General features: G+C 55.4%; 15 protein-coding genes. All 15 read left to right on the top strand.

Annotated elements, in window-relative coordinates:
• The 15 genes from RYB09_RS11200 to RYB09_RS11130 all read left to right on the top strand — a co-directional run bounded on the left by RYB09_RS11200 (position 1) and on the right by RYB09_RS11130 (position 14020).
• Positions 1–1452 carry a DUF6094 domain-containing protein gene (locus RYB09_RS11200; protein WP_316888393.1) on the top strand — a complete coding sequence of 484 codons (1452 nt, stop codon included), beginning with the start codon at positions 1–3 and terminating at the stop codon, positions 1450–1452.
• Between the two features lie 106 nt (positions 1453–1558).
• Positions 1559–3817: a DEAD/DEAH box helicase gene (locus RYB09_RS11195; protein WP_316888392.1), complete on the top strand. Its 2259-nt coding sequence runs from the start codon at positions 1559–1561 to the stop codon at positions 3815–3817.
• 206 nt (positions 3818–4023) lie between these two features.
• Complete coding sequence (locus RYB09_RS11190) at positions 4024–4440, top strand: hypothetical protein (protein WP_316888390.1); 417 nt, start codon at positions 4024–4026, stop codon at positions 4438–4440.
• Complete coding sequence (locus RYB09_RS11185; protein WP_316888389.1) at positions 4437–5258, top strand: hypothetical protein; 822 nt, start codon at positions 4437–4439, stop codon at positions 5256–5258. Before RYB09_RS11190 ends, RYB09_RS11185 begins: the two co-directional genes overlap by 4 nt.
• Before the next feature lie 413 nt (positions 5259–5671).
• Positions 5672–6382, top strand: a complete 711-nt coding sequence (locus RYB09_RS11180; RefSeq protein WP_316888388.1) for a hypothetical protein — start codon at positions 5672–5674, stop codon at positions 6380–6382.
• A gap of 8 nt (positions 6383–6390) precedes the next feature.
• Positions 6391–7137 (top strand): TIGR03759 family integrating conjugative element protein, encoded by a 747-nt coding sequence (locus RYB09_RS11175; RefSeq protein WP_316888386.1) that lies wholly within the window; start codon positions 6391–6393, stop codon positions 7135–7137.
• Complete coding sequence (locus RYB09_RS11170; protein ID WP_005734357.1) at positions 7122–7679, top strand: transglycosylase SLT domain-containing protein; 558 nt, start codon at positions 7122–7124, stop codon at positions 7677–7679. Before RYB09_RS11175 ends, RYB09_RS11170 begins: the two co-directional genes overlap by 16 nt.
• Positions 7676–8182 (top strand): integrating conjugative element protein, encoded by a 507-nt coding sequence (locus RYB09_RS11165; protein ID WP_316888385.1) that lies wholly within the window; start codon positions 7676–7678, stop codon positions 8180–8182. Before RYB09_RS11170 ends, RYB09_RS11165 begins: the two co-directional genes overlap by 4 nt.
• Before the next feature lie 11 nt (positions 8183–8193).
• Positions 8194–10353: a type IV conjugative transfer system coupling protein TraD gene (gene traD, locus RYB09_RS11160; RefSeq protein WP_316888383.1), complete on the top strand. Its 2160-nt coding sequence runs from the start codon at positions 8194–8196 to the stop codon at positions 10351–10353.
• Positions 10354–10392: 39 nt separating this feature from the next.
• Complete coding sequence (locus RYB09_RS11155; protein ID WP_003425101.1) at positions 10393–11142, top strand: TIGR03747 family integrating conjugative element membrane protein; 750 nt, start codon at positions 10393–10395, stop codon at positions 11140–11142.
• Between the two features lie 9 nt (positions 11143–11151).
• Entirely contained in the window at positions 11152–12615 is a 1464-nt protein-coding gene (locus tag RYB09_RS11150; protein ID WP_316888381.1) for a UvrD-helicase domain-containing protein, read from the top strand.
• Between the two features lie 9 nt (positions 12616–12624).
• Positions 12625–12957 carry a DUF4177 domain-containing protein gene (locus tag RYB09_RS11145; protein ID WP_316888380.1) on the top strand — a complete coding sequence of 111 codons (333 nt, stop codon included), beginning with the start codon at positions 12625–12627 and terminating at the stop codon, positions 12955–12957.
• A 79-nt stretch (positions 12958–13036) separates the two neighbouring features.
• Positions 13037–13399, top strand: coding sequence for an RAQPRD family integrative conjugative element protein (locus RYB09_RS11140; RefSeq protein WP_316888378.1), 363 nt, complete (start codon positions 13037–13039; stop codon positions 13397–13399).
• On the top strand, positions 13396–13635 hold the full coding sequence (locus RYB09_RS11135; RefSeq protein ID WP_005783177.1) for a TIGR03758 family integrating conjugative element protein: 240 nt from the start codon (positions 13396–13398) through the stop codon (positions 13633–13635). Before RYB09_RS11140 ends, RYB09_RS11135 begins: the two co-directional genes overlap by 4 nt.
• 19 nt (positions 13636–13654) lie before the next feature.
• The gene (locus RYB09_RS11130; protein WP_005747140.1) at positions 13655–14020 is read left to right on the top strand and encodes a TIGR03745 family integrating conjugative element membrane protein; all 366 of its coding nucleotides are present in this window, start codon (positions 13655–13657) and stop codon (positions 14018–14020) included.
• The last annotated feature ends 14 nt before the right edge of the window (positions 14021–14034 follow it).

Here is a 14034-nt window from a genome sequence, read left to right as displayed (position 1 = left end):
ATGGCTTTGATGTTCTCACGGCTTGCCCGTAATTTTGCACGCAACGGCTATTACCCCACTGACGAACTGACTCTGGAGCGCACTCTGCAGGCCTTGTTGCCGGCGTCCTCGGGACGGATGCGGATTCTTGATCCGTGTTCGGGAGAAGGAGTGGCTTTGGCTGAGGTCGCACACCGACTGGAGCGAGACCGAACAGAGGCGTATGCGGTTGAGTACGACAAAGAGCGCGCTGATCATTCAAAAACGTTGCTGGACCGAGTTCTGCAGGGTGACTTGATGGACACCATGATCTCTCGACAGTCCTTTGGACTGCTCTGGCTCAACCCTCCCTACGGGGATCTGGTCGCTGACCACTCCGGCGCTTCACAGTACCAGGGTAGCGGGCGCAGAAGACTTGAGAAGGTGTTTTACCAAAGGACACTGCCGTTGCTTCAGTACGGAGGAGTGATGGTATTCATCGTTCCTCACTACGTGCTGGACGACGAGCTGTGTGGCTGGCTCACCAATCACTTTACCGGGCTGCGGATCTGCGCTGCGGTAGACCGGACGTTCAAACAGGTCGTTATATTCGGGATCAGGGTGCGCCGTCAGGATCTGGCAAGACCCCGGGAAGTGGCTGCGATGCGTGAGCATTTGCGGGCAATCGGATCTGGGGAGCAAGCTGCTGATCTGCTACCGGCCTCTTGGCCATGGGAGCAATACGCTGTCCTACCGATCGCCAATGATCTGGAACACTTCTACCGAATCACTCTTGAACCAGAGCAATTGGGTGAAGAGGTTCTTCGTCTGAAAGGCCTATGGCCTGATTTCACGCTGAACTTTGGCCAGACTGGCGCTCATCCGCGCGCGCCCGTGAAGGCACTTTCACGGTGGCACTTGGCACTGGCACTTGCTGCTGGAGCCATAACCGGTGTGGTGACCTCTCGTTCTGGACGTGTCCTGGTGCTCAAGGGCGACACTTACAAGGATAAGGTTCCCAAGACCGAATTCACCGAGGACGAGGACGGCAACGTGTTTGAGACTCGGATCTTGACTGATCGTTTTGTGCCAAGAATTCGGGCATGGGATATGACGCCAGGCTCATCCTATCTAGGATGCGCACTGACCATCAGCTCGGATGCGACAACACCAGCTGCACACACAGCTACCTCAAACACTGCTGCACGTAGTCAGGACGCTTCATTTGAACTGGGCCGTGTGATGCTCACGCACAGCGTTCAAAGTCTGCTTCAAAATAGCTCTCTCGACGTGAGGCAGTACCTGGGCCGTCACGCGACGGGCGATTGGGGCGAGATTTCGAACGACGACTGGGACAGCAACCAGCAAGCACTGAGCGCTGATGGCCGAGTGTTTTCCGGGTATGACATCGACGCAGAGGATGAGACCAGACTCTGGATCATTACCGAGTCTGATCGCTCAGTAACAACAGTCATGTTGCCATCTGACTACTAACAAACCTTACCAAGACCTTTAAATCATCTAACCGCACCTCAGGGTATGAACAATACCCTTGGTGGTGTCGTGCATGCCCTGTTTACCCCATTAGTGGAGAAACATCATGAACGACCTACCTTTGTCTTCGCCTGTAGGCCACCCTCGTGTGCCAACTTTGAACATTGGGCTCACTGAGTTTATCGAGGAGTTTGGTGACGAACTCCTCGCGTCACTCAACCGCTCGAATCCACCGGTCTATGCCGGCATCGACAATCCGGCTCGGCAGTGGGTGCTGGACGGCCTCAAACGACAGCCCTTCCCTGCCCAGGCTCAAGTGGTCCAGGCAATTGCCGCGCTTTTGCTCGATCAGAATGAGCAGGCTGGGATCATTAATGCCGAGATGGGTACAGGCAAAACAATGATGGCCATCGCAGTCGCTGCCGTCATGCATGGAGCTGGTTATCGCAGGACGATGGTCATCGCTCCTCCGCATCTGGTCTACAAGTGGCGGCGCGAGATCCTCGAAACCATTCCTGACGCTCGTGTCTGGGTGCTTAACGGACCGGATACCTTGGTCAAGCTGCTGAAGCTGCGCGATCAACTGGGAGATACCTACGACGGACGTCAGGAGTTCTTTATTCTCGGCCGCGTGCGGATGCGGATGGGGTTCCACTGGCGTCTGGCCTTTTGGCAACGACGTGCCGGCGGTGGAAGGAGCCTGGCAGCATGTCCAGATTGTGGACGTCTGCTCCAGGACCCGGAAGGCAATCTGATCACCGCTGAAGAATTTCAGCGTGAAGAGCGACGTCGACGCTGCGAACACTGTGATGCCGCTTTATGGACGCTGATGCGTCCGGGAAAATCGGATGGCGGCAGCCGCCGCAACACGATCCTTAAGTCGATGTGTCGCATCCCTACAATCGGACCTGTTCGTGCAGAACGGCTTTTATCTGACTTCGGCGAAGACTTTCTCGCCTCGATGCTTCTGGACAATGTCTCTGAGTTCATCAACCTGATGGACGCTAAAGGCAATTTCATCTTCAGCGACCGCCAGGCCAAGCGCATGGAGCGTGCAATGGCCAACATCGAGTTCGGGTTCGGCGAGGGGGGTTACCAGCCCACCGAGTTCATCAAGCGCTACCTACCTGATGGGTGCTTCGACCTACTGGTCGTGGACGAGGGGCACGAGTACAAAAACAGTGGATCTGCTCAAGGCCAGGCTATGGGTGTACTTGCAGCCAAAGCACGAAAGACTGTGGTGCTGACCGGCACTCTTATGGGCGGCTATGCAGACGATCTGTTCTACCTACTGTTCCGGATCCTCACCAGACGTATGATCGAGGACGGCTATAAACCCAACGCGCGAGGGAGCATGGCACCGGCTGCAATGTCCTTTATGCGAGATCACGGGGTATTGAAGGATATCTACACCGAGCGAGATGGCAGTTCTCACAAGACGGCCAAAGGTAAGAAACTCTCCGTGCGGACCGTCAAAGCTCCAGGGTTCGGCCCGAAAGGCATTCACCGCTTCGTTCTACCCTTCACTGTGTTCCTGAAACTCAAGGATATCGGCGGCAACGTGCTACCTGGTTATCGGGAGGAGTTCATTGATGTTCCGATGTCTCCAGACCAAGAGGGGGCTCACCGTAAGCTTGCCCAGACCTTGACCGTCGAGCTTCGGCAGGCGCTGGCCCGTAGAGATACGACGCTGTTAGGGGTGGTGTTGAACGTGCTGTTGGCATGGCCGGACTGCTGCTTTCGACCTGAGGTGGTGAAACATCCTCGATCCAGAGACACGTTGGCTTTCGTGCCGTCGGTCTTCGATGACGACGAACTCATGCCGAAGGAACAGGCCCTTCTGGACCTATGTCTTGCTGAAAAAGCTCGGAACCGCAAGGTTCTGGTCTACTCGGTTTACACGGGTACCAGAGACACCACAAGCCGCATAAAGCGGGTGCTGGAACAGTCGGGACTGAAGGTGGCAGTGCTGCGTGCATCGGTGGACACAGCCAGGCGCGAGGACTGGATCCTCGACCAGGTTGATCGAGGTGTCGACGTACTAATCACCAACCCGGAGCTCGTAAAAACAGGTCTGGATCTGCTCGACTTTCCGACCATTGCCTTCATGCAGACGGGTTACAACGTCTACACGGTGCAACAGGCGGCGAGGCGCTCATGGAGGATCGGACAGAAGCAGGACGTCCGGGTGATCTTTTTCGGCTACATCGGCAGTTCTCAGATCACCTGCCTGCAGCTGATGGCCAAGAAGATCGCCGTATCGCAGAGTACCTCAGGGGATGTTCCAGAGTCCGGACTGGATTCGCTGAATCAGGATGGTGATTCCGTAGAGATGGCACTCGCCAGACAACTCATCAACGCTTGACCATGGCCACCTTCGGGTGGCCTTTTTTTAAAACCCTGCGGGTGCTTCCAACCAACACACTTGCTGCCTCAATGCCAAAAGCCATGGGGCGCTAGTCATGTAAACGGACGCTTTTCCTAATCTTTATCTAGAGGGGTATGCCAAATGGCCACTTGCCTTAAGCATCCTACAAGGAGAATATGTGCCCTCATTTGGAGGGACCTACGATGAACGAAGACCAACTCAAAGAAGCTTTGATCAACGCGACGCAAGATTTTTGGGCAGCCTGCGGCAGCCCGTTGCTGCTGAGCAACCTACCCAACTCTCTTTCTGAGAAAGGAATAGCAGACTATAAGTCCATCCTTGGAAATATTTCCTTGAAGTCCTTTGTCAGCAATTTAGCCAACCAAGGCAACCTCAAAGTTGTAACTCACCCGCAGCACCGCGCAAAGATCGGGCTTATTCCTGCCGAAGAGTCTTACGACTTTCTGCAAGATGAGAATGCTGTGAAGCAAAAGCAGAAGTTCTCCGGTGACAGCCACGCAGTCCGCCTGCTCGACATCCTCAGCAAGCTTGATGATCAGGATTTAGTAAACCTTAATATACCAGTCTCTGTGCTGGCAAAATTGCACCGCATGTCATGAACGTTTTCATTGCGCTGGCAACCACGAACGACTTTCTTCGAAGGGAATTCTTAAAGCTCCGCAATGGGGTCGCCCTTCCCGCCAACCTTAGTGAACAAGCGATAAAACTTGAACTGGGTACTCCAAAAGTTGAGCATTGGGAGACCCTAGAAGACTATTTCCACGCCAAATCAGCTTGCAATGACGCGTTGCTTGTACTGACGGATCAGGCTTGCGCAACAAAAATCGATTTTACTCCAACGGCACTTTTCAGCTACAGACTGGACATTCCCAAGCGAGTCGAGAGTCCTAACCCATTTCTGAAACATCACCTGTCTCGTCTGCTCAATCATTTCAGCGCATTCAAGCAGCTCAACGCAAGAGGTGAAAACTACCTTGTCTCTATCCTGCCGGCCCTGAACTTTGATGCAGACGAATGGCGCCAACTACTCAATAAAGTGCGTTGTGAGACACACACTGACACTTTCATCCCAGAGGTAGAAATTCTACTGGCAGACATTCGCAGAAAAAGGCGGAAACCCAGGCGCAAGAACAAGGACAGGACACATTTCTTTATAGATGATGATGATAAACATTTTTTATATGGGCCCGAGCATCACTCACACTTCGAAACACGAGAACCTCACACCAAGTCTTGTGACCTCAACGGCAGATTCAGGTTTGGCAGAAAAGTGGATGATCCTCGCAGGCACTTCAACGTGAACCGCGGATCAGGGCGGAACCCATCGATTAAGGGGGCATTTGTAAATTGCCATAATGAGAGCTGTGATGTCACTAAAACATCGCACTTGAACATGTTCATGAACGACTTTTTTTGATCGGAAAAAAAGGGGAATCAATTAATTGATTCCCCCTTCCTGCAGCCTATCGCTTATTCCACCCTCACCGTCAATAGAAGAGATTGCGGCTCTGAAACAAGTCGTTTCTGGTGCTTTCCCAGGTATTGGCAACGCATTCATCAGTCGATGACCAGGCCGGTGTCCAACGTGTTGGATTCAGCAGCCCGGAAGGCGTGGAGCGTAGCGCTGTATCGTACGATATCATCCTAACAAACTTTCGCGCAACAAGACTCACCTCCTTCCGGTTGAGTAGCCTCGTAGATCGGCCCGAAATCCTGAGGTCATCCTTGAGATTTCCTCACTCGGAAACCCATCACAATCGAAAAACGGTTTCCTACTGCTTCTGATCACACTTTTTGCGAACGTGCCTCACATCTTGAGTGAGGTCCTCCATGAAGCTGCCACTGCGCCCTTCTCTTTCCCGCACCACCGTCCTGCAAATCGTGGCCCTGATCGTCCTGATCGGCATGCTGGTCTATCAGCAGTGGCAGATTCTCCACCTGAAAACAGGTTTTGAATCAGCTGCGAACCTGGAAACCGTCAACGCCATCACTCAACGCATCAATGGCGTTGATGACCGGCTCGATGCTGCCAGCCAGCTGAAGTCCGTGACCATCGATGATTTCAGGGCCGGCCAGCAGGCTCTGTCAAACCGCATCGATGCCGTTCAAGCCCTCCTGAAGCAGGTGCAGGAGGCGGCGAAGGACGCTGCCCAGCAGGGTGCCACAATGGAAGAAGTTGTGGTCATGGGCGCTCGTATCGAGGAGCTGCAGGTGAAACTCCAAGACCTGCGTGCGGCTAAACCAGCATCTGTTCAAGTCACGGCAGCCAAGCCAAAGACTTCACCATCCTCCCGCAAAACAACAGCACAAACCAAAGCACCGGAGGTACCTCCACCGTTTTCGGTCGTGGGTGTGGAGTATCGCGGGGGCGAACGTTTCTTGTCAGTTGCCCCGCCTGGCAGCACTCAACTGAGTCAGCTGAATCTGGTACGCCCGGGCGACATGGTTGCGGGGAGCAACTGGCAGCTCAACAGCCTGGATGACTCCCGCGCCCTGTTCAGCATCAACGGCTCAACCCGCATTCTGCCCCTGCGCCCTTAGAGGTTCACATGACCGTTTACAACCTGCGAATGTTCACACTGACGGGAGTCGTCCTGATCACAGCAGCTGGCATGGCCAACGCTGCAACCAACAGCTCTGCACAGTCCACGAGTAGAGAGCAGCAGAGCGCCTTGCTGGACAGCCAGTCGCAATCGAGCGACGAGGTGCTGGCACGAGACTGGAACCTCAGTCCTCAAGAATGGCAGCGCTATCAGACGCTGATGCAGAGTTCACGAGGTGTGTATTCCCCCGGGCTGGATCCGCTGACTGCATTGGGTATCGAAGCCCGCAATGATGAAGAGCGCCGGCGGTATGCAGAGCTCCAGGTCAAAGCCGAGGCGCAGCGCACGGCAAAAGAATTAGCGTACCAACGCGCATATGACGATGCCTTCAAACGCGTCTACCCGAACCTGATGCCCATCGCCAGCTCTGCGCCCCAAGGGACGGCCGCGAGCCCAGCTAACCAAGGCAACGGCCGATTGGCAGTGTTTGTTAAGGACGACTGCCCGGAATGCTCGATACGAGTGAAGGCCCTTCAAGCTCAGAAGCAGCCGTTTGACGTGTACATGGTGGGTAGCCAGAACGACGATGAGCGAATTCGCAACTGGGCGATTGTCTCGGGGATCGACCCTGCGAATGTCAGAACCCGACAAATCACCCTCAACCATGACGGTGGACGTTGGCTTGGCCTGAGCTTGGGTGGAGAGTTACCGGCCGTTGTGCGAGAGGTAAATGGGCAATGGCTACGTCAGTGACGTGGGCAGGCCTTGCCCTGCTGTGCTTCGCGTTGACAAGCCATTCAGCCGAGCTTCCCCCGCCGGCTTATCAGCTGGCTGCCCACGCCGCGAACATTCCGTCGGAAGTGCTCTACTCGGTGGCACTGCAGGAAAGCGGGACCCGACTGCGAGGCCAACTGGTCCCGTGGCCTTGGACGCTGAACGTTGCCGGCGCTAGTTATCGTTTTGCAACCCGTGCCGATGCCTGCACCGCACTTATCATCGCACTGGCACAGGCGGGTCCCAAGCGGGTCGACGTCGGATTAGGTCAGGTCAACATGGGCTGGAACGGCCAGAGGTTTAAATCAAGCAATCCGTGCGACGCGCTCAACCCCTACAAAAACCTTGATGTGGCTGCACAGATGCTCGCCGAACTGCGCGCGCTTGGCGGTGACTGGATCACCGTAGCAGGACGCTATCACCGGCCTGCCGGCGGCGCTCCAGCCGCCAATTACCGCAAGGCTTTTGCCAAACATCTCAGCCGGGTAACCGGCATCCAAATGCTGGTGACCAATCCATGAACCATACAGTGATCCTCGGCGCAGCGCTCTGCCTGCCATTTATGATCTGCCAGGCTGCAGAGCTCACCGTTGTAGAAGACAAAGGTGGTGACTCAGCGCTGCCCTACTATCGATCTCTCAATCCCGAGCCATCCTCTTCTGTCTCAAATGCCCCGACCTCGCATCTAAATCCTGTAGCAGCACAAGGATTGCCGGTACGCACCACTCGAATGACTCCAGGGACAGTTCAGGGCCGAATCATCAACGCGCCAGGCCTGCAGCCTTTGTTCCTGATCGGGGACGATGAAACATCACGCCGATGGCTGCAAGAGCGCGGTGCAGTGCTGAAGCAGATGCAGGCCGTAGGACTGGTGGTCAACGTGGCCACACAAGAACGACTTACCGTAGTCAGGAGTTGGTTGCCCGAGGCGCTCGTGTCCCCCGCATCTGGTGATGAGCTTTCTCAACGTCTCGGTCTGAATCACTATCCGGTGTTGATCACCCCAACCGCCATCGAGCAATAGGAGGTCGGGTTATGGCTCACGATTACGCCATCGAATCACTGCTCAGGCCCGCCGTTGAGCTCTACACCGTATATGTGTGCGCTGCAGGTGCATTCCTATGCGTGTTCGCGCCCTGGGCTTTTGCGCTGACGCCACTATTTGGCATCGTGACCTCTGCGGGCTTTCTCGCTTTGGGTTTAGTGCGTCTGAAACAAGCTTGGCAGGTGCTGCGCTATCGCCGAAACATCCGTCGACTGCCTCATTACACGATGACCAGTAAAGAAGTGCCGGTCAGCAATCAACGTCTGTTCATCGGACTTGGCTTTCGCTGGCAGCAGCGCCACACGCAACGGTTGATGGATACTTATCTGCCGAAGTATTCCAGCTACGTGGAATCCACCTCGTGGTTCCGGGCAGCGCGTCGGTTTGAGGAAAGAGCGGAGTTTGCTCCCTACCCTGTCCGGCTTCTGGCCAGAGCCACATCATGGGACGTGCCCATCAACCCAGTGCGACCTCTGCCACCCGTAGGCGGCTTGCCAAGGTTGCACGGCATCGAGCCATACGAGGAGAACGTCTCTCTTCCGTTGGGTGAGCGAGTGGGCCACTCACTGGTACTGGGCACGACTCGAGTCGGCAAAACCCGTCTGGCGGAATTGTTCATCACGCAGGACATTCGGCGGAAAAAGCACGGCCAGCACGAGGTCGTCATCGTCTTTGATCCGAAGGGCGATGCAGATTTGCTCAAGCGCATGTATCTCGAAGCCAAACGCGCCGGCCGCCTGAATGAATTTTATGTGTTCCACCTGGGCTGGCCAGATCACTCGGCACGCTACAACGCCGTTGGGCGTTTTGGGCGTATTTCGGAGGTGGCCACCCGGATCGCTGGGCAACTCTCCGGTGAAGGTAACTCAGCAGCATTCCGTGAGTTCGCATGGCGTTTCGTGAACATCATCGCAAGAGCCCTTGTCGCATTGGGCCGTCGACCTGACTACCTGCAGATCCAGCAGCACGTGATCAATATCGAAGGGATCTTTCAGGAATACGCACTCAAATACTTTGATGAGTTTGATCCAAAAGCGTGGGACGCCATCGTCGCCATTGAAGGCAAGCTCAACGAAAAAACCGTACCGTTCAACATGAAGGGCCGTCCGTTTCGCGTGGTTGCCATCGATCAATACCTCTCTCTGACGCGCGTAGCGGACCCGGTCATGGATGGTCTGCGAAGTGCGGTCCGCTACGACAAGACCTATTTCGACAAGATCGTCGCCTCGCTGCTGCCGCTGCTTGAGAAGCTGACGACTGGAAGAATGGCGGAACTGATCTCGCCTGATTACCAGGACGTGAACGACCCGAGACCGATCTTTGACTGGATGCAAGTCGTCCGCAAAAAGGCCGTGGTTTATATCGGCCTGGACGCCTTGTCGGACACAGAGGTCGCCGCTGCCGTCGGCAACTCTATGTTCTCCGACCTGGTCTCGGTCGCTGGCCATATCTACAAGTTCGGTGTCGACGACGGACTACCGGGCGGCGTCCCTGGCACCAAAGTGCCTATCAACCTCCATGCCGATGAGTTCAACGAACTGATGGGTGAGGAATTCATTCCGATGATCAACAAGGGTGGCGGTGCCGGCATGCAGGTGACTGCCTACACCCAGACAATGAGCGATATCGAAGCGAAGATCGGTAACAAGGCCAAGGCTGGCCAGGTGATCGGTAACTTCAACAACGTGTTCATGCTGCGCGTCCGCGAAACGTCCACCGCCGAGCTGCTGACAAACCAGTTGCCTAAGGTTCAGGTTTTCACATCCACCCCGGCCAGCTCGGCGAATGACAGTGCAACGGGCAATACCGCGTTCACATCATCCAGTCATGACCAGGTGCAGCAGGTCAGCGTGCCAATGATTGAGCCAGCACATGTCGTCGGCCTGCCCAAGGGCCAATGCTTTGCGCTCATGGAAGGCGGCAATCTGTGGAAAATCAGAATGCCTTTGCCTGGCCATGATCCTGATGAAGTAATGCCGGCAGATCTGCAGGCCTTGGCGGAAAGCATGCGTCAGACGTATCAGGTGGGCAAGGTCGACGACACTGGCTGGTGGTCAGCGCCCGGTTATCAGACGCTAAACGAGTCGCTGCCTGCAGATCTGCTCGACGACTTCAAAAAAATCGCTGTTGCACCTGAGGATGCGGTATGACTCTCGGCGGGCTGAGCGATCGGCAAGGGGGCATCTGATATGGCGGACGTTGCCGATCGCGCGAAACAGCAGCAAGACCACGAACAGTCGTTCATAGGATCTCTCTTCACCCTGCCATTTCGATTCGCGGCAGTAATGTTCCTCTCTCTGGGCGGAGCCATCATCGTCGAATGGATCTGCATGTACTTTTTCTGGCCTGAGGCCGGTTGGCAGCACGCTCGCGCAATGCTCGATCATGAACTCAGCTGGCTCTCCAAGGGGTTCCTGCAGAGTGTGGTTGTTCAAGAGCCTGGCCGAACAGCTACATGGCTGGTTCAAACCACGTATGACTGGCTGGTGGTCAAGACTGGGCTTCAGGACTGGGTTCAACACACATCTGATTATGCTGCCACAGGACAACGATCACGCGGTTTCGATATGCGCTACATGCTCGGCGTGGGAGTCAGCAAGTTTCAGGATTATGGCCTTGCGGCTCTCTACACGACACTGGTGTTTTGCGTGCGCCTGGTGATCCTGACCCTCGCAATTCCGTTATTTGTGATGACGGCGTTCGTTGGTTTTGTCGACGGACTGGTGCGCAGAGACTTGCGCCGGTTCGGTGCCGGGCGTGAGTCCAGCTACCTGTATCACAAAGCTCGAGCAACGATGGTGCCGCTGGTGATCATCCCCTGGAGCCTATACCTGGCTTTGCCATTCAGCGTGAGCCCATTGTTGGTACTCCTGCCATGCGCAGCATTGCTCGGCCTGGCGGTCAGCATTACGGCGTCCAGCTTCAAAAAATACCTCTAGGTGCCCTCCATGCAATGGACAAAAGAACAACTGCCAGCTATTCACTCCTTCGCAAAAAAGCTACTGGTCCAGGCGTTTGCCGGTACCGGAAAGACGACGACACTCGTCGGTTATGCCACGCATAACTCGTCGGTCAAAATGCTGTACCTCTGCTACAACAAAGCTGTTGAGATCGCGGCAAAGAACCGTTTTCCACGGAACGTGACCTGCAAAACAGCTCACGGCCTCGCTTACGCTGTCTATGGCAGCCAGTACAAACACAAGCAGGCTGACAATCTGCGTTTGACCGACATCGCCAGGACGATCAATACCCAGGATTGGGAGCTGGCCAAAGACATCGTTTCGACCCTCAATGCCTTCATGGCCAGCAAGGATCTGGAGCTGCTGGAGGACCACTTTGTGCGATTCCAGAGCAACCGCACACTGACCTCGGTCCAGCAGCAGTACATGAGTAAAGCGCTCAACCTGACCAGAGACGTTTGGGAGAAGATGGTCGATATCAACGATCGCTCAGTCCCCATGACGCACGATGGCTATCTGAAGCTGTACCAGATGAGCCAGCCAGATCTGAGCCAGCGTTTCGGTGCGATTTTGCTCGACGAAGGGCAGGACGTGAACCCGGTCATCGCGAACCTGGTCCAGATCCAAACAATAACTCAAGTCACTGTAGGTGATCGGCATCAGCAGCTGTATCGGTTCAGAGGCGCTGTGGATGCTTTAAACAGCCCGGCGATGAAGGACGCCGAGAAGCACTTCCTGACTCAGAGCTTCAGATTTGGACCGGCTGTTGCCTACGTGGCCAACGTCATCCTTTCCTTCAAGGGTGAAAAGATCCCCCTGCAAGGCCTGGGACAGCCGACGTTGGTGAAACGAGCCTTACCGGACGATCTCCCTCACCGCACCTACCTGCACCGTACTGTGATCGGTGTGATCGAGAACGCGCTGCGCCTGGTCAACCAAAACCACCGCATGCAGTGGATCGGAGGGATCGACAGCTATTCCTTGCGCGATCTGGAGGACCTGTTCTATTTCAGCCGGCATATGAATGACCAGGTCCAGCAGCGCAAATTGCTGACCGACTATGCCGATTACGACCAGTATGTCGTGATCGCGAAGGCCACGCAGGATCCTGAGATGCTGCGCTCGATCAAAATCATCGAAAACTATGAGGATCTGCCCCAACGAATCGAGCAGCTCCGTGCTGCATCTGTCACGTCGGAGCTCGATGCAACCGTGACCCTTACCACTGCGCACAGAGCCAAAGGGCTGGAGTGGGACTTCGTTGGGCTTTATGACGACTTTTCTGCAAATCCGCTTTCCCCTGACATCGACGCCGGCAAACGCGACGATGAGCTGAACCTTCTGTACGTCGCTGTCACACGAGCCATGAAGATTCTGGCCGTCAACTCGCTGGTGATCGACATCATGCAGCGCTTCAAAGACAACCGATCCATAATCGCGGCCACTGCGTGAGGCTGACCCATGACCACTTTTGAATACACCCAGACCTTCGTACCACTCCCCTACAAAACCGTTACCAGCGGCGTGCTGATTTTCAAGTCGACGGACGACACTACCGAACCGGACATGCACGGATATTTGAACAACCCTGAAACGCTGGCCGTATTGAATCGCCACGGCAGAGAAGGATGGGAGCTGGTGAGCGTTCAGCAGATCAATCGTGGCCATGAACAAATTGGCAACCATAACGCACAGGGCTGGGCGTTCGGTTACGCGATCAGCACCGGTTTTTTATTCTTCTTCAAACGCAGCACCGCATCGTTAACTTCATTGGACAAACCCCCCCAGACCTAAAAAGGGTTTCGTACTGATTCCTTCCGGGCCGTTGGTCATGCTGTGGACATAGATTCCTACAGCTTCCAAGGCCCGCGACGTGAAAATCAAACTCCCCGCGATCAAACCAGCGTTTTCAAGCATGCAGATCTGCCTGTCTGCAGTCCTCATATGCACACCGCTGCTTTCCTTGCAGGCGCGAGCAGCCGGCACGGCTTCCGAGCAAGCCAACGTGGAAGTAATGATTCGCCAGCTCAATGCGCTTGAGGCCGTCGCCCAGCGCAGCGCTGACCTGCCCAGTGAATCAGCCCAGCGCTATCACATGGATTACTCCAGGTTAGTCAGCGATATCGCACGCATTCGCCAGGGCCTACAGGATTATCTGACGCCCTCCCGGGCACAGCCCCGTGACCCAGTCGAGATATCAGGCCAATACAACGTCAGCGGTGATCACACGCGATGACGATGTCCTCTACCCAGATCAGTGCCTTTCAGGCCGCTGCCGGCTTTTCACCGGCCAACAGCAACACGCTGTGGACCGGCCTTGCTATGGGCATCCTCATTCTGTGGGGAGTCTGGGTGTTTACAAGCATTTATCGCGGTTGGGCGACAAGAAATCTTGCAGCTCCGGCGGCTGCAGTAGCAGCTACTCGCTGGGCGGTGCTGTTCATGATTATGACATTCATGCTGTTGAGTTGATTTTTCCAAGGAGACAAAGATGATGCTGTATCGATTATTTTCCCAGGCAGTTGCCTTTTTTCAGTCCCGCCGCTTGATCGTCCTGATGGCGGTAAGCCCAGGTAGTGCTTTTGCAGTGCTACCAGCCGCGCAGGCCCCAACGCGCGGGACGGGCACCAGCTTCGCACAGACGATGCAAAACTACGCGTTTGATGGCTTCACACTACTGGGGTTGTGTCTCTGCGCTTACGGCATCGTGATGGTCGGACGCCATGCGCTGGGCGTCTACCACGAAATCCACATGGGCAAAGCCAAATGGGCTGACTTGGGCAGCACTGCCGTAGTCGGTGTGGGCTTGATTGGCGTCACGATCTACCTGGTCACTACAGCTACCAACATCCTTTGAGTCGCAGAGGCTTC

The sequence above is a fragment of the Pseudomonas syringae group sp. J254-4 genome, assembly GCF_032586855.1.
GTDB classification, from domain to species: Bacteria; Pseudomonadota; Gammaproteobacteria; order Pseudomonadales; family Pseudomonadaceae; genus Aquipseudomonas; species Aquipseudomonas amygdali.
This window is presented reverse-complemented; position numbering and strand designations above follow the sequence as displayed.